The organism is Arenibacter sp. ARW7G5Y1, assembly GCF_003201775.1.
Taxonomy (GTDB): domain Bacteria; phylum Bacteroidota; class Bacteroidia; order Flavobacteriales; family Flavobacteriaceae; genus Arenibacter.
This window is the reverse complement of the sequence record NZ_QJJZ01000010.1, coordinates 156847-179957: the sequence shown is the minus strand read 5'-3', so window position 1 is coordinate 179957 and position 23111 is coordinate 156847. Positions and strand designations below refer to the sequence as shown.

The following is a 23111-nucleotide window of genomic DNA, read 5'->3' as shown; positions in this document are numbered from 1 at the left end:
CTATAGATCAATTTATTGAATTTAAAAAATAAGAATTAATGCAGTTAGCAAATACAAATTGGAATTATCCTACCACCATTTGGTTTGGAAATGGTAGAATAAATGAAATTTCACAGGCATGTAAAAAATTGGGAATAAAGAACCCCTTATTTGTTACAGACGAGGGCTTGGTAAAATTGGACATTGTTGAAAATACCGTAAACATTTTAAAAACAGACGGACTAAATTTCACGGTATACAGTGATGTACAAGGAAACCCTACAGAAAAAAATGTGGTAGATGGCGTGGCCCATTTTAAAAAAAATAAGCATGATGGGGTTATAGCCTTTGGAGGTGGTTCCGCTATTGATGCGGCCAAGACAATCGCATTTATGTCCGGACAGACCAGATCGCTTTGGGATTTTGAAGATGTGGGCGATAATTGGAGTTATGCCGACCTAGACGGAATTGCACCCATAATTGCGGTCCCTACTACGGCAGGTACTGGATCTGAAGTAGGTAGGGCATCGGTGATTTTGGATGAAAAATTGCATACCAAGAAAATTATTTTTCACCCTAAGATGTTACCAGCAATTGTGATATCCGATCCTGAATTGACTTTGGGTTTACCTCCTCATATCACCGCTTGGACGGGAGTGGATGCCATGGTACATGCTATTGAGGCTTATTGTGCTCCTGGATATCATCCAATGGCCGAAGGGATAGCTATTGAAGCTATTCGTATTATAGCCAAATATTTGCCAATGGCGGTAAAAGACGGAAAAAACTTGGAGGCCCGGGGACAAATGCTGGTTGCGGCCTCTATGGGGGCAACCGCCTTTCAAAAGGGATTGGGCTCGGTGCATTCCGTGGCCCATCAATTGGGAGCCATTTACAATAAACAACACGGTTTGCTCAATGCCATAATATTGCCCTATGCCTTAAAACAGAATAAGACGGCAATTGAGGATAAAATGGTGCATTTAAGCAAAGTTCTCGGACTGGAAAAGTCGGGTACCGATGCTATTATCGATTATATAATCGCTCTGCGAAAAGAATTGAATATTCCACATACATTAAAGGAAATTGATATTGATACTGATAATGCCAAGGAAATTGGGGAAATGGCCTTTAAAGATCCATCAACACCTTCCAATGCAAAACCGGTTAACGCAAAAGATTTGGAGCAGCTTTTTAGGGCTGCTGTCTCTGGAGATTTAAATGGACTGTAAGCGTGAGATTATTAATAGTAGAAGGCAATAAAGAACAAACACGCCTGGAAAGGGGAGCTTTTGGAATAAAGCCTTATCATCTTATGTTCCAAGAAATGTTGGGGGGGTTGGTTCCAAAGGCGCAGACAGATTTTGCCTTTCCGGCGGATGTGGCTAGTGAATTGCCAACAGCTGGACAAATAAAAAAATATGATGGGGTATTGTGGACAGGCAGTTCCCTTAGTGTCTTGGATGAGAGTCCTGATGTTGAACAACAATTAAATTTTGCCGAGGAGGTTTTTAAGAGTGGTGTACCGTTTTATGGTAGTTGTTGGGGGATGCAGGTTGCCACGGTTGTGGCTGGCGGCAAAGTGGCGTTAAGTAAGAACGGTTTGGAGTTTGGTATTTCCAAGCCAATTGACCTCACACCATTGGGAAGGCAAAACCCGTTGACTTCCCACCGTAAGGGGACGTATTCAGCCCTGTGTATCCACTTTGATGAAGTAACAAAAGTGCCCGAAAACGCCCTTATTTTGGCCGGTAATGCCCACTCCAAGGTACAGGCAATGACATTTGATTATAAAAAAGGATCGTTTTTTGGGGTGCAGTACCACCCTGAATTTAGTAGCTCGGATATGGCTTTGATCGGTTCATTTTTGGCCGAAAAATTAGTCAAAAGTGACGCTTTTAATTCTTTGGAGGAGGTGCAGGAATTCTGTTTATCCTTGAGGGAGCAGAAAGGAATTCCTCCCGAAATTAGCGATTACCAACTCCATACCCAAGAAATAATGGCTTGGTTAAAGTTGATAGCAGGAAAACAATAGTAAGAATCTTTATACACGGATGGATTTTAATAATTCATCCATCCGTTTATTCTATTTTGGAATCATTCAGAAGGTCCCAAATTAACTTCACTCCATTCTAATTGTTTTTGAAGGCAGTGGTATTGGGGCTTTTTCCCATTTCAAATTCAAGGACATCGCCATTCATTATTTGGGTATAGGTAATAAAGGGTTCATCCAATACCTTTCCATCCAATTTTAATGATTGAATGTACATATTCTCCTCGGACAGGTTTTTTGCTATGATCCTAAAAGATTTTGGTTCTCCGTTCTTTTGTAGGCTAAGCTTGAATTCTGGAAATTGAGGTGCCCCAATGGCAAATATTTCCGTTCCGGGAGTAACCGGATAAAATCCCATAACTCCAAAAACATACCAGGCTGACATTTGCCCACAATCATCATTACCGTTGATCCCTAGAGGGTGATTTCTATAATTGATGGTTGAGGTATGCTTGCGGATAAGCTCCTGGGTCTTCCATGGCTGCCCTGCATAATTGAACAAGTAGGCGTAATGATGCCCCGGCTCATTATCATGACGGTAATGTAGTCCATCAAAATTTTCATTTAATTTAGCGGCATATTTCTCCTTTCCCCCAAAGAGTTCAATACTTCCTTCAATATCGTGCATAGCACCAAATAAATAAGTCCATCGGCCCCCTTCGGTAAAACCTTCCTGTACGTTTTTGTCCCAATCGCCATTATATAGTCGCGCATTTAGAAAGCCAGTCTCTTTATTATAAAGGTTTTTGTAGTTTTTGCTCCACCCCATTAATCGCTCATAATCTTCCGTTTTACCCATATCCATTGCCATTTGGGCAATGCTGTAATCATCTATGCCAAATTCAATGGTCCGTGTTACGGATTCCCGCGTTTTATCTGCCGCAACATATCCCAGGGAGTGGTAATAGGTGAGTCCGCCCCTTGCTTCATATAAAGTACCTTCATCCCGATCTCCCCAAGGCTTTTCCGTGTCCCTATAGGGTGGGTGCATGGCATTTTTTCTGACGGCTTCATATGCCAGATCAAGGTCGTAATCCCTAAAGCCCTTTATATAGGCATCTGCAATTACAGCGTCTGCATGGGTCCCGGTCATGATGTTGGTATAAGTGGGATTAGGCCATTTTGGAAGCCATCCTCCCTCTTGGTACATTTGTAATAAGGATTGTATCATGGGGCTTACCCGTTCGGGATTTGTAAAATGTAGAAGCGGATGCAGGGCCCTAAAAGTATCCCAGAGGGAGTAGTCGTTATACGAAACCCCTTCATGGACCTTGTCGTCGAACGGACTGTAATAGCGTCCGTATTCTGAAAACTCCCTGGGAAACAACATGGTGTGGAACAAGGCAGTGTAGAAAATACTTTTTTGATCTTCCGTTGCTCCGTTTACCTGAATTCTGGATAAATTTTCTTGCCAAATATCCCGGGTATTTTCCACTACTTTATTAAAGTCCCAATCCGGTATTTCCTTGGATAGGTTTTCTCGGGCCTGTTCCAGGCTTATAAAGGAAGTGGCAATTTTAACTTTTACCTTTTCATTTTTCTCCGTTTTAAAACTTATGTAACCGCCCATTCTGGCACCGGTCTGCTCTTTGCCCATTTCTGTAATATCGGGCTCCGTCCTAAATGAATTCCAAGTTCCGTATCGCTCGAAGGATTTGTCAAATTGAATTATGAAATATCCCTTAAAATTTTTGAGTTCAGGGCCCAAATGGGAAGACATCCGTTCCGGGTTGTAACCGGTAATTTCCCTTTTGTTTTCATCTATTTGGATATAGCCGTGAAACGCCTTTTTGTTCTCGGTAATATTAATGCCCTGGATAACGATATGGGATTCATCGGACTTGGGAAAGGTGAATTGAAAAATGCCGCAGCGGGATGCAGCCGCTATTTCCCCTTTAATTTTTTGCCCCTTATCCCCCATGGAAACGCTGTAATAATTGGGTTTGGATAGTTCATCCTTATGGCTAAAGGGCATGGCCCGGTCTTTGGGAAGTAGCTTTAATTTCCCAACTTGTGGCATTACGGATACGTAGCCATAATCGCCCATCCAAACCGTTGGCTGGTGAGTGGCCATAAATCCTTGTATGGTATTGTCTTCATAGACATAGGGCATTTCGCTGATCTTATTTTCCCGTGTCTGGGCCACAAAATTCGTCATGGCAAAAGGGGTTCCTACACAGGGCATGGTGCCACCGCCATCCCTACCTTCCATAAAACCAGCTGATGGGGTTCCTATTAGTGGATTAACATAATCAACTTCCATTTTGTTTTGGGCCGGTAAGAACGTCATCCAAAATAATATCGTTGTAACTGTGTACAGGAATTCTTTACTCGTTTTCATGCAAAAGATAAATAAGCTTAAACCTATGGGTTATCGTTAATATTCATATGTGGGTGCTAATCAAAAAAACAATAAATTATTGATAATGGGAAAGATAGGGAAATATTTGTTGTGCAAAGGTTTGCATACTTGTTGAACCTGTTGCGGTCGTTTTTGATTGTTTCAAGAATGGATGAGAAGGATGGGGCATAAAATGAAGTAGGGGCATGGGAAATGGGAAGTACCCGCTTTTATAGCCGTAATCAGTTGTTTTATTTAGATGACCTTGACCATGGAGATATGGGTCAGGATTAGGAATACTTGATAAATTTCAGGGAAGAACTCTAAAATTCATGAATTTTAGAGTTCTTTTTTTCGTAATCCGCAACATTCCATTTTCCTTAAGATATATTTAACGAATGTATGTTTTAAGCTTATAACTAGGCTGGATATGCAGTTAAAAACAATTAACTAACTAAAATAAATTATTTATGAAGATTACACTAGGTAAATGCCTATTGCTAGTAGGAGCATTTTTATGTTTCGGACTGGTGGGGGCACAAACGGTGACAGGAAGTGTTTCGGATGCATCCGGACCCTTGCCTGGGGCAAATGTATTGGTAAAAGGTACTACCAATGGAACCCAAACGGATTTTGACGGTAATTACTCCTTGGACGATGTAAGTAGTAATGCCACTTTAGTTTTCAGTTATATAGGTTTCAAGACCATGGAAATACCTGTGGGAGGCAAATCTATAATTAACGCTGTTATGGAGGAAGATGCCAGCGAATTGGAAGAAGTGGTATTAATTGGTTATGGTAGCCAGCGAAAATCGGATCTTACCGGTGCAGTAGGTCAAGTAGATGCCGATCAACTTCAAGAACGTCCTGCCACATCCTTAAATCAGGCCTTATCAGGTAAGATTGCCGGGGTACAGGTAAATACCAACTCGGGTCGGCCAGGAGGTAAATCCAACATTCGGGTAAGGGGCTTTAGTTCTATTAACTCTTCCAACAACCCCTTATATGTTATAGATGGGGTTCAGTTGCCTCAAGGTAACCAGGCTAATTTTAGTTCGGCCATAGATTATTTAAACCCTAACGATGTGGTATCCATCGAGGTGTTGAAAGATGCTTCTTCCACTGCCATATATGGAGCCCGTGGTGCTAACGGAGTTATTTTGGTAACCACTAAAAGAGGTCGTGCCGGACAGGGAAGGGTTACCTATGATGTAGAGTATAGCGTAAACCAATTTGGCCCCAACAGGGCTAAGGTTTTAAATTCCGAGCAGTATGCCATGATAGAACAACTTTCTTGGGAAAACACCCAAAAATTTGATCCTGCTGGTTGGGCAGCCGGAAATTATGCCCAATATGAGCCAAGACTTAAAAGAGCCAATCCCAATGTTGCCTATTTGTTCGATAGCGAGGGCAATGCAATTTATGATACCGATTGGTCCAAAGAAGTGGTGCAGCATAAGTTGTCGCAAAACCATCAGTTGGGTTTTTCAGGCGGTAATGAAAGAACCACATATGCCATCTCCCTTGGTATTAGGGATGATCAGGGTCTTCTTAAGAATACCTACTTAAAACGTTATTCCGGAAGATTTTCCATTGATGATCAGATTAAGACCTGGCTAAAGATTGGGGGATCCTTGAGTTATAACAATCAGACAGAGAATTTGGCAGATACCAATGATCAGGTGCCACGTAGAATGGTAGAGGATTATCCTTTTTATCCTGGTCCTAAACATACTGGGGGGCCATTGGAAGGTCTATATGCCAATAACAGGGATTATCCCTATGCTGAAGGTACCCGAAATTCGGTGAACTGGTTAGAGAATAACGAGTACATTTTAAATACCCAGACTACGGCCGGAAGTTTTTATACCAATCTTAATTTAACCAAGGAATTGGAAATGAGGACTGTAATCGGTGCCAATATCCTTACCCAGGAGAACAATGAATTCCGCAACAGTGTCTTGGATAATAATGCGGTTGCTAGAGCTCAGGCGAGTAATGAAAAACAAACTTTTTGGTCTATTGAAAACTACTTGACCTATAATAAGGAGATTAATGAAAACAATTCATTGACCGCTTTATTGGGAGTATCATGGCAACAGTCCAACCAGTTCTATGTCAACGCAGATTCTAGAAATTTTCCTACCGATTTCTTTAAATATAATAACTTAGGTGCAGGATCGGACAATATTGCGGTACAGTCCTTTGCAGACAGGGAAGCCCTTAACTCCTATTTTGGACGTTTGAATTACAACCTCTATGGAAAGTATCTGTTTACGGTAACAGGTAGGGCCGATGGTTCATCTAAATTTGGTGACAATAACAAGTTTTCCTTCTTCCCCTCGGCAGCTATTGCCTGGAGGATTTCGGACGAGGATTTTTTGGTAGACAATTCGCTGATTTCCAACCTTAAACTTAGAACAAGTTATGGGGTTACAGGAAACTCCGAAATACCACCCTATTCCTCCTTATCCCTCTTGAGTTCCAATTATGCTGCCATATGGAGCGATAGTCGTGTTGGTGGTACAGGCTTAAATCGTCTGGCGAACCCTGATTTGAAATGGGAGAAGACTGCGCAATACGATGTTGGACTGGAATTGGGTCTATTTGACAATAGAATTAGCCTGGAAGCGGATTATTACTACAGGAAAACCACCGATATGCTCTTGGATGCCCCTGTTCCACAATCCAGTGGTTATGCAACCATAAGAAGAAATGTGGGATCCATGCAGAACAAAGGTTTTGAATTTGGGTTATCTACAAAGAATATTATGACCCCGGACGTAACCTGGAATACTAGCTTCAATATTTCTATGAACAGGAACAAAGTGCTTTCCTTGGCCACACCCTCGGATATTTTTGGTGTAGGTGGACCAGGGATAACCAACGAAACCAGTATTATTAGAGTTGGTGAACCTGTAGGCGCCTTCTGGGGACTTACCCGTTTAGGAACTTGGGGTACGGATGAGGCCGCTGAAGCCGCTAAATTTGTAAGTTATAGAAACGGACTAACCATTTTACCCGGAGATATAAAATACAAGGATTTTAATGGAGATTATATAATTAACGATGAGGATAGGTCCATTATAGGAAACGGATACCCAACTGCATGGGGAACGCTAACCAACTATGTTTCCTATAAGAACTTGGATTTCACCTTGGAACTGCAATATTCCTGGGGTAATGATGTAATGGATATGAACTTGCATTCCAGTGAGGACAGACAGGCTCTTGCCAATAGCTATACCACAGTTTTGGATGCATGGACCCCAGATAATCAAGATACCATGATAGCCCAGGTTAGGGATACACGTGCCGGTTATGTAACCAACGTGGATTCGCATTGGGTAAAGGATGGTTCCTTTGTACGTGGTAGAAACATTATGTTAGGATATACTTTTGATCAAAACTTGGTTGAGCGTATGCATTTGAATAAATTGAGATTGTACGCTTCGGCACAAAATTTCTTTTTATTGGTAAATGATGAACTACTTGGAGATCCCGAGGTAACCCCTATTCGTGGTGGTGAGGGCAACAATGTCTTCTCCCAGGGAATGAAGTGGCATGAATATCCAAAATCGACAACCTTTGTAATTGGTCTGCAAGTTGGTCTGTAATTAACAAAATTTAAAATAAGATATTATGAAATTTGATATAACTAAACACATTGGAAAGTTTTACCTCTGTTCGCTAATGTTGCTGACAACAGTGGGTTGTTCCGATTTTTTGGATGAATCCGATCCATCAAATCTAACTCCGGACAGTTTTTACACCACGGCCAAACATGCGGAATCGGCAATTGCGGCCGTTTATGCGGATGCTAGGTTTGTAGGTGATGGTGCTGGGATTTTTTCCTCCAACTGGCAATTGTTGGAAGCCCCAACAGGTACTTCTACCACCCAAACCGCCCAGAATTCGGATTTGAACAACCTATATTCCCTATCCTACGATGCAAATACTTTGCATGTCAGGAATTGGTGGCGAGGAGTTTACAAACTTATCGCCAATGCCAATTTGGTACTTGAAAATGTGCCTAACATAGAAATGGATGAGGCCCAGAAAAACAAAGTTTTGGGAGAGGCACGATTTTTTAGGGCTTGGGGCTATTTTTACGCCGTTAGGTTATGGGGCGATGTTCCTCTGATTACTTTGCCACAGAGTGCCACTTCAGAAGACTTTAATCCTACCCGTAGTCCTCAAAAGGCGGTATACGACCAGATCGTAGCTGATCTAGTGGCTGCAGAAAGTGCAGGCCTGTCCTGGACGGATGAGAGTGGTAGGGTTTCCCAGGCTGCGGTTAAGTCCTTGTTGGCAAAGGTATATCTTACCATGGCCGGACATCCACTTAACGAAACGGCACGCTATGCCGATGCGGCCAGTAAGGCCAAAGAGGTTATAGATAATGCAGGACCCTTGGACCTATTTGATACCTACGCGGAAGTACACGATGAAACTTTGGGCAATATGGTAGAACATGTCTTTAGCCTGCAATACAATGATGAAGTAGCAGGAAACCCTATGGGCAATATGTTTCCCAATTTCCAACCTGTAACCTATAGGGGGCCATCTGGAACGGGTAGTACTGTACCTGAAATCGAGTTTTATAACTCTTATGAGGCCGGTGATCTTAGGGCGGTAGACCGTGAAGGTTGGTTCTATAGCAGCTATTATACCAATGGTAGTGGTGACCTATTTGATTTAGGTGCACCTTATGTTTTTAAGCACTTTAATGTTATTGCCAATGGTACATTTGGCGTTCCAGGGACTGCCAAGGACAATTTGAACATGCCTATTATTCGCTTTGCTGAGGTATTATTGATCTATGCCGAAGCGGCCAATGAGGCCACGGGTCCAAATCAAGACGCAGTTGATGCCCTGACCAGGATAAGGGATCGTGCAGAGTTGACAACTCCTTTACTAGGAGCCTTTACCCAAGCTTCCTTGAGGGAGGCGGTATGGAAGGAAAGGTGGCATGAGCTGTGCTACGAACAGATTACTTGGTTCGACATGGTGCGCCTAAGAAAAGTCCTGAATAGCGAAACAGGGACATTTGATGATTTTGTAGGACATGTTAACCTTAGTTCGGACCAGGCACTGCAAGAGAAACATTTGTTGTTTCCTCTTCCGGAACAGGAAATGATCAACAATCCAAATTTAACACCTCAAAATCCCGGTTATAATTAATAACCTTTTAAAGGATTAAATCCTTTGTTTATATGGATTAAAATTTTTGTTTGAGTTAATTAGTTTAGTAATTTTAAAAGGCAGTACCCGTTGTGGGTGCTGCCTTTTTGTTTTTGCGCGTTTTGGGTTGGTTATATTAGGACTGTTAAGCCTTATCCCCAGAGATCCTTTATGGTAATGGAAATAATTTTGACAGTCTGTTTATTTGGATCTCCCAGGAGTGTTTATAACGATTATATTGCGTTACCGGTTCCTATCCTAGGGGACTGTTAGTGGAGGGCAGTAGCTTTGGCAATGAAGGGTGATAAAAGCAATAAGAAAGGTTAAAACTGAAATAATGGAGTTCTATCCAATCTTTTTTAGTTTATAGGAAGGTAGCGCTGGAGATTTGCTTTTAACTTCAAAGGCGTTATTAAGTTCATTTATAAAGTTGGACGGAAGAATGCCCAATCTCTTTTTAAAAGCCGCATTAAAGGTGTTTAGATTGTTGTAACCCAGGGAAAAGGCTATGTAACTTAATTTGCTGTTCCTGAATTCTATATTCTTCAGTAGTAGGGGGAGTAAGTAGTTTATTCTTAATTCGTTGATGTAATTGTTGAAATTGGATTTTTTTTCCTGATTTATAACTTGGGAAAGGTATTTGGGGTTGGTTTTTAGTTGTTCGGAAAGTTGGTGTAAATTACAATTCGGGTCCAAGAAAAAGTTTTCCTTTTCCAGTTTTTCCAATTTGGTCAAAATAATATTCTTGATATCCTTATCCAATCTAGGCTGTGTTTTAGGGATATCGGCGCTTTTTCTTTCAATGGACCATTGGGTTTCCATATGTTGAAATCCATTGATCTTTTCGCTCATCCTTAGCTGAATTTCTGCCAGATCGATCGTTCTTAGCAAGAGCAGCCTGTTTTTCTTCCTTACCTTCAGATAGGAATACAAGGAAATAGTACTGATAATGAATAGTAATGCGAGAACCATGATAATGGCCCTGAATTTTGCTTTTTGGGCTTTGTTTTCCAATTCCAGTATTTTTTTATTCTGCAAAACCTCCTTTATTTTTCTTTTGGTCTCCAGAATAATGATTTTTTGCTCCTTTTCATTGGTGAACAATGAATCGTTTATGGCTTTGTACAAGGATTTATAATCGTCCGACTTGGAAAGTTGGTGGGTTTTCTCATATAGTTGGCCCAAAACATAACTATTTCGCTTTACAACATCAAAAGCATCAATGTTTTCTGCAGCTTCAATGCTTTTTTCATAATTGGATATGGCTTGTGCAGTGTCCTTGATCTGCAAATACAATTCGGCCTGTACGGTAAGTGCCCTTGGTATCCTAAAAAGATAATTATTTTCGAAATTAATTTCCAAGGCTTTGGAAATGTGTGTCAATGCCTTTTCGTGTTCTCCAACGGACATATAAATATTGGCCATATTGCTATGTACCGATGCCAATATATAGCTACCTGCGGGGGGCAGTTGTTTTTCTATTTCCAGAAAAAAGGCATAAATTTTAAGGGCCCCCTTGGGATCGTTCAATTTTGCCGTCATGCGGGCAATTTCATCTATTTTCGGGTATATATATTGCGTTTTTTTAAGTTTAAGTATGTAGTGTAGGCCTTCTAGGCAGTAACTAAGGGATTTGGAATAGTTCTCAATTCTTAAATAATAATGGGATAATGCGGAATTGGCCTTCATTAAAAGATAGTCGTTTTTGCTTTTTTCTGCACTATCCAAAAGTCTTAGACCGGTTTCCAAAGCCTTGTCATACTCCCCCCTTTCTGAATGGATGTATGATTTTAAGGTTGAAATATCGGCGTAAATCTCGGGGTAGGCGCTAGGACCAACTACTTTCTGAACCTCAAGGACCTTTTTCATGGACTCCTCAAAATCACCGAGGACGAACAAAAAATAGGCCCTGTTATAGTTTGCCTTGAGAGTTCCTTCCTTAAATGCCAATTTCTCCGAAAGCAACATGGCCTTTTCGTTATAAGTGTTGGCCAGTTCGGCGGATTTATAGATGTAGACGGTGAATAGATTTAATAAGGTCAGCACCTTTTCTTTACCTTGGGCATTCTTATTTTTGTCGAGTAAAAATTCAATATCCAAAAAATTTTCCTTGAAGTCATTCTTATTGTGCACAAGATTATGAACTGCATTTAAATAAAAGTCTACAGAATCTTTTGAGGTTTCTTTTGCGTTTAAGGGATTGAATAATAAAAAGAAAATAATCGGGAATGAGGTTTTGGTTAAGTTATTCATGGTTTGTTTTTTTTATACCAATTGCCTTTGGGGATTTTGATTTTGGGAGACCCTGATTACAAATTTGTCTTATTTGTGGAGACCACCTCAAGAGTGGTGCCTACATAGCCTATAATAGATTGGGGCCCTTGATCATATGCAATATAGTATTGTTAAATATATGAATAGATATTTAAATATAATGTAAATATTAAGATAGGTTTGTGTTAATTGTGCAAAGGTTTGCATTGCTTGCCATTTTATTGGCACGAGGCAGGAAGTATTGGGGAGGTAAGGAGCAGAAATCTTTTTGTATGCCTTCCGTTTTAATATGTTGGGTTTTCCATAGGGCCAAACTAAAAAGAGCCTTGCCGGTAAGACAAAGCTCTTTTACGAGAACACTATATGAAAATGAAAAAATTACTTTTAATGATTACAATGTAAATGTACCTCCTTACATTCCGTGTTTAAAATTATTGTTGTCAAGTCTATTGATTATGAGGTGTCCCCATTAAATTTTGATGTTTGGCACATTATTCCACCTTCAAATCTAAAAATATGCCGATATTTATTGCTTGAAATTCATGTTCCCATAATATTGGAACGATGATTATGTAGAATGTAATTAAAGATGTATGCTTCAATCAGAGAGATTAGACGAGTTTAAAAAATCGGTACAGAACAAGTTCAATATTTATAATAGCCTGTTTCTTAATTTGCCCTATCGAAATATTGAAAATGTAGGAATGCTAATACCATTATTGCTGCATCAGGCCGAAACGGGATTGAAATCCGGGAAAAATCCCCAAGAAATTTTGGATGCCTTTTTTCAGAACTATGCCAATATTGATTCGGAAAAGGACAGGATAGATTTTATGTTCAGGATTATTCAGTATGTTGAAAGACAGGTAGTATTGTATGATAGCGTTGAGGACGCTGCTTTTCCACAGCTCCAGAAGCACAGTAGTTCCCTTACTATTGGTGATTATTTTCAATTGGTGGACAAGAATAAAAGTTGGGACCAGATATCGGAAAAACTGTCGACCTTTAGTGCCCGAATCGTTTTAACGGCCCACCCTACCCAGTTTTATACTCCGGCCGTCCTGGATATCATAGGAAATTTAAGGAACCTTATTTTGGAGAACAAAATCAATGATATTGATCTGGTGCTACAACAATTGGGTCTCACCTCCTTGATCAATGCCAAAAAGCCAACACCCTTGGATGAGGCAAAAAACATAATTTATATTCTAAGAAATGTATATTATGATGCTGTTGGGGAGCTTTATGCTTATATCAAGGATAATATTGGCGACATGGATTTCAACAATCACAATATCATGAAATTGGGATTTTGGCCAGGAGGGGATAGGGATGGGAATCCTTTTGTAACCTCCAGTATTACCAAAGACGTAGCCGATGAGTTGCGAATTACCCTAATGAAATGTTATTATCACGATGTAAAAAACTTACAACAAAAACTGACCTTTAGGGATCTACAGGACGTGATTTCCAATTTAAGGGGGCGCTTGTACAACACTATGTTCGATGCCAATACGGTTATGCGCTATGATGAAATTATTGAACCCCTTCTTGAGATAAGGTCGGTGCTAATTGGTAAATACCATAAGCTCTATCTAAAGGATTTGGATCATCTTATAGATAAGGTTAAGATCTTCAGGACACATTTTGCCACCTTGGATATTAGGCAAGACCATAGTGTTCACACCCAGGTGGTAGAGGCTATCCTAAAGGCGAACGGATTAATTTCGGAGAATATTGGGGAATTGGATAAGCAGGAATTGATAGATATTTTAATCCATAAGGATATAGATCTACAAGTACAGAATTATGACGAGGATATCGTTAAGGAAACCATCCAAAATATTCTACAATTAAGGGGGATTCAGGAGAAAAATGGCGAAGAGGGTTGTAACCGATATGTTATTAGTAATTCCGAGAATATTTTTTCCGTACTTTTTGTGTATGGACTCTTTAGATGGTGTGGTTGGGAATCGGATAAGATAACCTTTGATATTATTCCCCTGTTCGAAACCATGAAAGGCATGGAAAGTTCCGAAAATACAATGACAGAATTGTTCAACCTTCCCGCTTATAAAAAACATTTGGCCCAGCGCCATGATAAGCAAACTATTATGCTCGGCTTTTCAGATGGTACCAAGGACGGTGGATATGTGAAAGCAAATTGGGAAATTTTCAAAACCAAGGAAAAATTATCTGCCGTATGCGATCGGAACAATATAAAGGCTATATTTTTTGACGGACGTGGTGGACCTCCGGCCCGTGGAGGGGGAAAAACCCATAGATTTTATGCCGCACAGACAAAGGATATTGCCAATAATGAAATTCAACTGACCATTCAAGGGCAGACTATAACCAGTACCTACGGCACTAAGGAGCAGTTTATCCATAATTCCGAACAATTGTTGACGGCAGGTCTTTCCAATAATTTGTTTGGAAAGGAAAATGTTATTTCCAAAGAATCAAGACAATTATTGGAATCGTTGTCGGATCTAAGTTTTGAGAAGTACGATGCTTTAAAGAATCATGACAAGTTTATTGCTTATTTGGAAAACAAGAGTACTTTAAAATACTACCAAAAGGCAAATATTGGGAGTAGGCCAGGTAAAAGAGGCCATAAGAAAAAACTGGAACTCACGGATTTGAGGGCCATTTCATTTGTAGGCTCATGGAGTCAGCTTAAACAAAATGTTCCGGGCTACTTTGGGATTGGAACGGCTATTAAGATTTTAAAAGACCAAGGAAGATTGGAGGAACTGAAAAAGTTGTTCAAAGAAGTGCCGCTGTTTAAGGCCCTGATGCTCAATAGTATGATGTCTTTGGCCAAGTGTTATTTTGAATTGACCAGCTACATGAAAGATGACAAGGAATATGGTGAATTTTGGAACATTCTTTACGAGGAATATCTTCTGTCCAAAGAAATGTTGTTGCTTATATCGGATTCCAAAATTTTGATGGAGAAAGAGTCGGTTTCAAGGGAATCGGTTAAAATTAGGGAAAATATAGTATTGCCGCTATTGGTAATCCAGCAATTTGCCCTTCAACAAATGAGTAAGGACACAGAATATAAAGAGTTGTATGAGAAAATAGTAATTAGGTCATTGTACGGTAATATAAACGCAAGTAGAAATTCTGCCTAATATATTGGATCTATTGATAGGTCTGGGGTCAAGAACAATGGTATTGTACTATCTTTGATTGGTGCCCACTTTATTTCTTGACCCTTCTTTGATTTTGAAAATGGTTCAACCCTTAAAAACGTTTGTATAGGGAGTTTAAAATGTACTTCCTTACTCGTGGTTTATTGTTTTTCCCTACAAGGATTACATAGAAAGGACGCTATTTAACTAGGAATCCACTACATGTTGTAAGCCGTAAGCATATCTTTGTTTATATTTGATACTGAAATAGTTGCGTCTGCAAAGTTTCAGGTCAATTTTTAGGGAATATTTTACGACTACAAGGTACCCCCCTCTCCTTTTTAGTTGCAATTGAATTAAGGTACTAAGTGTGTGCTTGGACCATATTGGTCTAGTACAGGCATTAATGAAATAAATTGGTTTGTCTACAGTGCCATGATTTTAATATAATTTTGGCGTGGGGAGAACGTATAGGGAAGTTTATTTATTTATTTTAAGGAAGTTTTATGCCTAAAAACTATAATACTACTATGCAAATTGATTTTAGAGATCTTTTGCAGAGGGAAGGTGATTTTGTCAATTTTGTGGAGCAGAGCTGTGTTGATGGTCTATGGCGTTGGGATGTGAAAAATCCGGAAGATGGTGCTGTAAATAATAAACTGGCCCAATTCCTTGGCTATTCCCCACAGTTGGATGAGGACGCTATTTCAGTCGATTTTTTGTCATTGATACATGGCGACGACTTGGAGATTTTTCAAAATGCCTATAAAATCCATATAGCCAAAAAAGGCAAATCCCCATTCAACATTGATGTAAGACTGAATCACGTAGAAGGGCATTCCTTATGGTTCAATCTTAGGGGTAGGTCGGTGTCCGAGGATTCCCGGAATGGCAACGGCCTTTTAGGGGTGGCGCTCAGCATTGAAAAATATAAGCAGACCGAAATCAATATAAATGCCAAAAAGACCTATTATAAAAATGTGATCAAGGGTGCCAATGTAGGAATATGGGAGAGCAACCTGAAGACCGGGATGGTGATTTACAATGAACGCTGGGCAGAGATGATAGGCTATACCTTGGCAGAGCTGGAACCTTTTACCCATGATCGTTTTTTGAACCTTGTGCATCAAGAAGATATTGGGATTCTTGTAGATACCCTAAAGGCACATATAGACGGGAAAAAGACCAAAGAGCAAATATTTAGAATGCGCCATAAAGATGGTAACTGGGTCTGGATACTTAGTCGTGGCGAAATTACAAAAGTAGATGCCGAGGGACGACCAGAAATAATTTCCGGCATACATTATGACGTTACCTATAGGAAGTCCAATGAGCTGTTGGTGGAAAAATATAAGAACCTTTTTGAACGCTCCAGTGAAACGGCAAAAATTGGCTATTGGGAGATTGATCAGGAGGAAGGTACTGTATTTTGGAGTAAGGTTGCCAAACAAATTCACGGCGTAACAGGGGAATATGCACCAACATGGGAAAAAGGATTGAATTTTTATTCGGAAGGTGTTCATAGGCAGCGTATTAAGTTAATAGTGGATAAGGCTCTAAAAGAGCCTATGGAATTTGATGAACAGTTACAATTAAAAACTGTAGACGGACACCTAAAATGGGTAAGGGTAATTGGGGTCTCCGAGCACAGGGACAATGAGAGTGCAAAACTGTATGGACTTATACAGGACATTGATGAAATTAAAAAGGTCCAATTGGAAATTAGATTTAGGGAAGAGCAATTTAGGCAAACCTTTAATCATTCGGCCATAGGCATGGCCTTGATAAATAATGAAAATAAATTATTAAGGGCGAACAAGAGTTTCTGTCAAATCTTTGGGTACGATGAGCCTGAATTGCAGGAAATGGACCTAGTGAACATTGCCCATCCGGACGACTTAAAGATTAATAGGGAATATATTGAGGAACTGTTCCACGGCATACATAAGTTTATAAGACTGGAACATAGGTTTTTTCACAAAAATGGATCGGTAATATGGGCAAACATATCTATGTCCGCAATACACAACGATCAGGGGGAGGTAATTCATTTCGTATCCCAAATTCAAGATATAACCGAACGCAAACAAAACGAATTGTTATTGGCGCATAATGCCGAAATTATGCAGCGCATCAATGAAACGGTGCGGATCGGAATCTGGGAGCTCCATTTAGGGGATAATACCGTTTACTGGAGTCCGACCATAAAAAAGATGGTAGGGGTTCCAGAAGATTATGTTCCTACACTGGAGGAGGTCTATTCATTTTTTCAGGAAGGGGAACATCGCGAAATCATCATTGAGGCTTTAAGGTCGGCCATGGATAAAGGCAAGGGTTTTGATCGTGAGCTGAAAGTAGTTACCAAAACCAATAAGGTTTTTTGGTCAAGGACCATTGGCATCCCGGAGGTGGTCAATGGAAAATGTGTTAGGCTATACGGTTTTTTCCAAGATATTGACGAATCCACTAGGATGACTAGGGATTTGGCACTAAAAGAAGAGGAATTAAGACAAACTTTTGAACATGCCGCCATAGGTATGCTTGTCATAGATTTGAATGGTAGATTGCGAAAGGCCAATCCAAAAATCTGTGAAATATTGGGTTATGGGGAAAAGGAGATTCTTGAAAAAACGGTGCTGGATTTTGTGCACCCGGAGGATTTGGAAGGAGCTAGGCAATTGTTTGAAAGTACCATTGCTACACAGAGTGGATTTAGAGCTGAGAAGCGCTGTAGGCATAGGAACGGAAGCTATATTTGGATTTATGAGGCCGTAGCGGCCGTAAAGAATGACAAGGGCGAACTCATACATTTCGTGGCCCAAATCCAGGATATCTCCGATAAGAAGCAGTTGACCGAGAATTTGACGGAGCACAACAATCGTCTAATCAACTTTGCCCATATTGTTTCCCATAACTTAAGATCGCACACAAGCAATATTACGATGCTTTTGGACCTTGTCTTGCAAGAGGATCCCAGAATAGTTGAAAATGAATATTATCGCAAAATTAAACTGGTCTCGGATAATATGAACGAAACTATCCACCAGCTAAGCGAGATTGTGGAGATAAATTCAAAAGTGAGTTCTACCTTAACTTCCCAAAATTTACTAAAAAGGGTGCAGAATGCCATGAAGATAGTTGGTCCGTTGGTCAAGAAAAACGGTGCTACAATACATTTGGCGGTAGATGCCAATATCAATGTATTGGCGGTGCATGCCTATTTGGAAAGTATTATTCTAAACCTTATTACAAACGCTATCAAGTATCAATCTCCCGAACGATTGCCGGAGTTGAACATAACCAGTGGAAGAAAGGGGGAATATGCTTTTTTAAGTTTTGAGGATAACGGACTTGGAATCGATCTCGACAGACATGGCTCCAAGCTTTTTGGGATGTACAAAACATTTCACAATCACCCTGAAGCACGGGGTATCGGACTTTTTATCAGTAAGAATCAAATCGAAGCCATGGGGGGGTGGATCGAAGTGGAAAGCACATTAAACCAGGGTACAAAATTCACAACATATTTTAGAATTGTTTTGTAAGATGTAATCCATTTTGTTGTTCTGTAATTGTGATTTTGTCAAAACATGAAAGTCGTAATATTTAACAGATGCCAATTTGTTAACATCAATTAAAGGTAATAAATTGATAAAAATCAATTATATTAGTAGTTAACCAATTCTATAGAGTAAGAAGATTTGGGTTTTTTAAGAGCATTAATAAACCATAGACACTGGAATGACGACTAATACGATTTGCATAATTGATGATGATCCCATATTTATTTTTGGCTCTAAAATTCTTTTAAGGAATAATGATTTTGCCTCTGATTTTCTTATCTGTCAAAACGGAAAAGAAGCTCTGGACCTAATAATCCCCCTAATAGAATCGGAACAAGGGTTGCCGGAGGTTATTCTCTTGGATTTGAATATGCCCATTATGGACGGCTGGGAGTTTTTGGAAGAGTTTGGTAAATTGTCCGGGAAAAAAGACGTTAAAATCTATATTTTAAGTTCATCTGTAGATTCCAGGGATATGGAACGCGCCAGTAAATATAACGCGGTCAATGGTTTTATAGCTAAACCTTTGACGGATGTCAAAATTAGGGAACTGGCCCAAGAAATTGAAGGCTAGGGGGAGGCATGCCTTCCAACCTCAAAATCCACTGCACATTCAAGAGGCAAGGCATACTTTGTATGCCGATGACTTTAGTCGTGGTTTCTATGGTGCAATAACTGTAAAACTCTCCAAAAATATAACGTATTGTGCTGATGGTCTGTTTTTTGCCAAATATATATTAATCCATTAGTATTTTAAAAGCCTCTGTATTAATTTAGTGCCCTTGTCAGACTTTCAGAATACAAACTACCAATATTAATGAGATTATCATTTTGTTTTTTCCTTTCGCTTATTGTTATTGCATGTAAACCTTCCTTCCAGGAACCTCGGATTTCCTTTGAGGATTATAGGTTGGAAGAAGGTTTTGAACTGGAACTGGTGGCGTCCGAACCCCTTTTAACAGCACCTGTCGCAATAGATTTCGATTCCAAGGGACGGATTTGGGTCGCTGAAATGACTGGATTTATGCTCAATTTGGAAGGGGATGGGGAAGATTTGCCAAGTGGATCCATTAAAATTCTTGAGGATATTGATGAAGATGGAATTATGGACCACGCCAAAACCTTTTTGGATAGTTTGGTGATGCCTAGAGCTTTGGCTTTGGTGTATGGGGGGCTTTTGTATGCGGAATCCCCTAACTTGTGGTTTGTGGAAATTGAGAATGATAAACCGGTTAACCGGGTACTTGTAGATTCGCTTTACGCTACCGTAGGTAATCCTGAACATCAGCCCAATGGATTAATGATGAATATGGATAACTGGATCTATAATGCCAAATCCAATTTTAGATATCAGCGTAAGAATGGCGTGTGGAAAAAGGAACCTACTACCCAAAGAGGGCAGTGGGGAATTTCCCATGATAATTTCGGAAGGCTTTATTACAACAATAATTCCACTCAATTATTGGGCGATCATATTTTGCCCAATAGATTGATCAGGAACAAGTATTTTATTCCCCAAAAAGGGGTGGATGAGGCATTGACCAAGGATCAACGTGTTTATCCACTTCATGCGGCCTCTGTAAACCGGGGATATGAAGAAGGGGTTTTAAACCAGGATAGTTTATTGGTGAATGTTACTGCTGCCTGTGGTCCATTGGTATATAGGGGCGGGATGTTTCCTGAGGATTACGATCAGAATGTTTTTGTATGTGTTCCGGAAGTCAATTTGATCAAAAGAAATGTCCTGTCTTTTTATGGAGATCGGGTTGAGGCCAAGCAAGCTTGGCAGGGCAAGGAGTTTTTGGCCTCTACGGATGAAGGGTTCCGTCCGGTGAACTTGGCAACAGGGCCCGATGGGAATATGTATGTTGTGGATATGCATCGCGGTGTAATACAACATTATGCATTTTTGAGCCCGTATTTGAAAAAATTATCGGCACAGAAGAAATTGGATACCATACTGGACTATGGTAGGATCTTGAGGATTCGAAGCAAAGACAAATCAGCGAGGAGCATTCCTGATCTGGAGACTTTGTCAGGGGCCCAATTGGTCGCATCCTTGAAGGATCCCAATGGATGGGTGCGTGATAGGGCCCAGCAGTATTTGATTCAGAAAAATAATCAGGAAAACCTGCCGGCATTAAAGGAAATGGCTTTGGACAATGAAAGTCCTTTGGCGCAATTACACGCCCTTTATGTGTTGAAGGGACTCAATGCCCTGTCCTTCGATTTCTTATTCAACATCGTCCAAAATGGAAGCCCGGAAGCATCGTCCCATGCTATTGTTTTAATGGAGGATTTTGCATCTAAAAATAATGTGTCCAAGGCCAAGGAACTCTTTAAAGGGGTGATGTACAGGGATGAGCCCATGCTGGATCTGTACCTGTCAACTACATTGGGAATTTGGGCCAAATACGATGAAGCAGTCTTTTTTCCCTTAATGTACGATTTGGCCAATAAATACAGTGACAATAAAATTTACCAGGAGGCCATTGTCAGCGGATCGGAAGATGTTCTTTCAACTCTTGGCACCCAACTGGGACAACAGGAAGACCTTAAGGATTCGGACCTTGCCAGGCTAACATATGAGAGTGTGGAAAGGAAGGGCAATGATAAGCCGAATTATATTTATTCAACAAAAATTGCAAGAGCGGATTCTAGGACCAATGGAGCTATTCTGTTCCGTCAAATATGTGCCTCATGTCATTCGTCCAGTGGAGAAGGTATCCGAGGATTGGCACCACCTTTGGTAGGCTCGGAATATATTTCTACGCATTTGGAACAATTGGGGCTCATTATTCTCCATGGCCTAAAGGGGCCTCTGAATATTAAGGGGGAAGTATATGATGAGAACCATCAAATGCCAGGCCTTAAGTATAACAAGAATCTTTCCGACAAGGATATATCGGATATAATATCCTATGTGACCAATGCATTTTCAGTTCATCCAAAAGGTTTGAAACCGGAAAAAATAAAAGAATTAAGGAATGTAACGCCTAAAGACGGTATGGAATATACCGAAAAGGAATTGTTTGAGCAGGTTGGGAAATAAGCTTGGACCGCTGGTCCGCATTCAATGACAAAGTAGGTAGTTTAAGTATTAAAATTAAATTCGTTAGTAAGATGAAGACTTTTATAAATGATGATTTCCTATTGCAAAGCGACTTTGCCAAAACCTTATATCACAATTATGCCAAAGAGTTGCCTATAATTGACTATCACAATCACCTGCCGCCCCAAGAAATTGATGGGAACCGGGTTTTTGAAAATATAAGTCAAGCCTGGTTGGCCGGGGATCATTATAAATGGCGTGCCATGCGTGCTTTTGGAATAAATGAACATTATATAACCGGAAATGCTACGGATAAGGAAAAGTTTCTTAAATGGGCGGAGACAGTGCCCTATACAGTAAGAAACCCTTTGTACCATTGGACCCATATGGAACTTCAGCGTTACTTTGGTATACAGGAATTGTTGGGGCCGGATAATGCGGAGGAAATATATGAGCGCACTTCATCAATACTGCAGCAAAACTCCCATCACACCCTAGGGTTGTTGCAACAACAAAAGGTGGAGTCGCTTTGTACTACCGACGAATCCATAGATTCCCTTCAATTTCATAAAAGCATTAAACAGAAAGGGTTATCTCCAAAAGTTTTTCCAACTTTCCGTCCAGATAAGACATTTGCCATAGAACAGGGGAGTACTTATGTAGCCTATTTGGAAAAATTGGGCGAAGCTTCCAATATCCATATTAGGGCTTACAAGGATTTGTTGGCTGCTTTGGAAAATCGTATCGACTATTTCCATGAACAGGGAGGTAGGCTGGCCGATCATGGATTGGAACAATTGTATTATTTCGAAGAAGGTACTTATGATGTGGAAGGTCTCTTTAAAAAAGTTATGGACGGCAAATCACTTTCTATGGAAGAAGTGCAATATTTTAAGGCACAGGTGCTGTTGTTCTTGGGGAAGAGTTATCATAAAAAAGGGTGGGTGCAACAATTCCACATAGGGGCCATTCGGGACAATAATAAAAGGTTATTGTCCAAATTGGGTCCAGATACGGGCTTCGATTCCATAGGTGATTTTTCGCAGGCTCGTGCATTGAGCGGCTTCTTGAACGAATTGGATGGAACAGATCAATTGGCCAAGACCATAATCTACAATCTTAATCCCTCCGATAATGAAGTAATAGCTACCATGGTAGGGAATTTTAACGATGGCAGTGTTAAGGGGAAGGTGCAGTTTGGCTCCGGTTGGTGGTTTTTGGATCAGAAAGACGGTATGGAAAAACAAATGAATGCGCTATCCAATATGGGGCTTTTAAGTTGCTTTGTAGGGATGCTGACCGACTCCAGGAGCTTTTTGTCGTTTCCGAGACACGAATACTTTAGAAGGATATTATGCAACCTTATAGGGAATGACGTGGTAAACGGGGAGTTGCCCAATGATGAAAGATTACTGGGGAAAATTGTCTCCGATATATCCTATTATAACGCTAAAAACTTTTTTGATTTTAATAAATAGCACTCTTTAAATTGGTTGTTCATGGTTGTTATTTCTAGAATAAAATT

The 23111-nt window shown here is 40.2% G+C and carries 11 protein-coding genes; 9 read left to right on the top strand and 2 right to left on the bottom strand.

The window, feature by feature from the left end; all coding sequences use genetic code 11:
- Positions 1-38: 38 nt before the first annotated feature.
- The gene (locus C7972_RS15345; protein WP_110357057.1) at positions 39-1211 is read left to right on the top strand and encodes an iron-containing alcohol dehydrogenase; all 1173 of its coding nucleotides are present in this window, start codon (positions 39-41) and stop codon (positions 1209-1211) included.
- A gap of 2 nt (positions 1212-1213) precedes the next feature.
- Positions 1214-2014, top strand: coding sequence for a type 1 glutamine amidotransferase (locus C7972_RS15340; protein ID WP_110357056.1), 801 nt, complete (start codon positions 1214-1216; stop codon positions 2012-2014).
- Between the two features lie 97 nt (positions 2015-2111).
- Here C7972_RS15340 and C7972_RS15335 read toward each other — a convergent pair whose 3' ends face one another.
- On the bottom strand, positions 2112-4373 hold the full coding sequence (locus tag C7972_RS15335) for a GH92 family glycosyl hydrolase (protein WP_110357055.1): 2262 nt from the start codon (positions 4371-4373) through the stop codon (positions 2112-2114).
- 470 nt (positions 4374-4843) lie between these two features.
- On the opposite strand from C7972_RS15335, the gene C7972_RS15330 reads away from it, so the two are divergent.
- Both C7972_RS15330 and C7972_RS15325 read left to right on the top strand, forming a co-directional pair.
- Entirely contained in the window at positions 4844-7990 is a 3147-nt protein-coding gene (locus C7972_RS15330; protein ID WP_110357054.1) for a TonB-dependent receptor, read from the top strand.
- A gap of 25 nt (positions 7991-8015) precedes the next feature.
- Positions 8016-9557 (top strand): RagB/SusD family nutrient uptake outer membrane protein, encoded by a 1542-nt coding sequence (locus C7972_RS15325; protein WP_110357053.1) that lies wholly within the window; start codon positions 8016-8018, stop codon positions 9555-9557.
- A gap of 345 nt (positions 9558-9902) precedes the next feature.
- Here C7972_RS15325 and C7972_RS15320 read toward each other — a convergent pair whose 3' ends face one another.
- Positions 9903-11810 (bottom strand): tetratricopeptide repeat protein, encoded by a 1908-nt coding sequence (locus tag C7972_RS15320; RefSeq protein ID WP_110357052.1) that lies wholly within the window; start codon positions 11808-11810, stop codon positions 9903-9905.
- A 614-nt stretch (positions 11811-12424) separates the two neighbouring features.
- Between C7972_RS15320 and C7972_RS15310 the strand changes: the two genes are divergently transcribed.
- From C7972_RS15310 to uxaC, 5 genes are all read left to right on the top strand, one after another.
- Entirely contained in the window at positions 12425-14971 is a 2547-nt protein-coding gene (locus tag C7972_RS15310) for a phosphoenolpyruvate carboxylase (RefSeq protein ID WP_110357050.1), read from the top strand.
- A 530-nt stretch (positions 14972-15501) separates the two neighbouring features.
- Positions 15502-18516 carry a PAS domain S-box protein gene (locus C7972_RS15305; protein WP_181422904.1) on the top strand — a complete coding sequence of 1005 codons (3015 nt, stop codon included), beginning with the start codon at positions 15502-15504 and terminating at the stop codon, positions 18514-18516.
- Between the two features lie 196 nt (positions 18517-18712).
- On the top strand, positions 18713-19108 hold the full coding sequence (locus C7972_RS15300; protein ID WP_110357048.1) for a response regulator: 396 nt from the start codon (positions 18713-18715) through the stop codon (positions 19106-19108).
- Between the two features lie 243 nt (positions 19109-19351).
- On the top strand, positions 19352-21586 hold the full coding sequence (locus tag C7972_RS15290) for a c-type cytochrome (protein WP_110357046.1): 2235 nt from the start codon (positions 19352-19354) through the stop codon (positions 21584-21586).
- Positions 21587-21657: 71 nt separating this feature from the next.
- Positions 21658-23064 (top strand): glucuronate isomerase, encoded by a 1407-nt coding sequence (gene uxaC, locus C7972_RS15285; RefSeq protein ID WP_110357045.1) that lies wholly within the window; start codon positions 21658-21660, stop codon positions 23062-23064.
- The last annotated feature ends 47 nt before the right edge of the window (positions 23065-23111 follow it).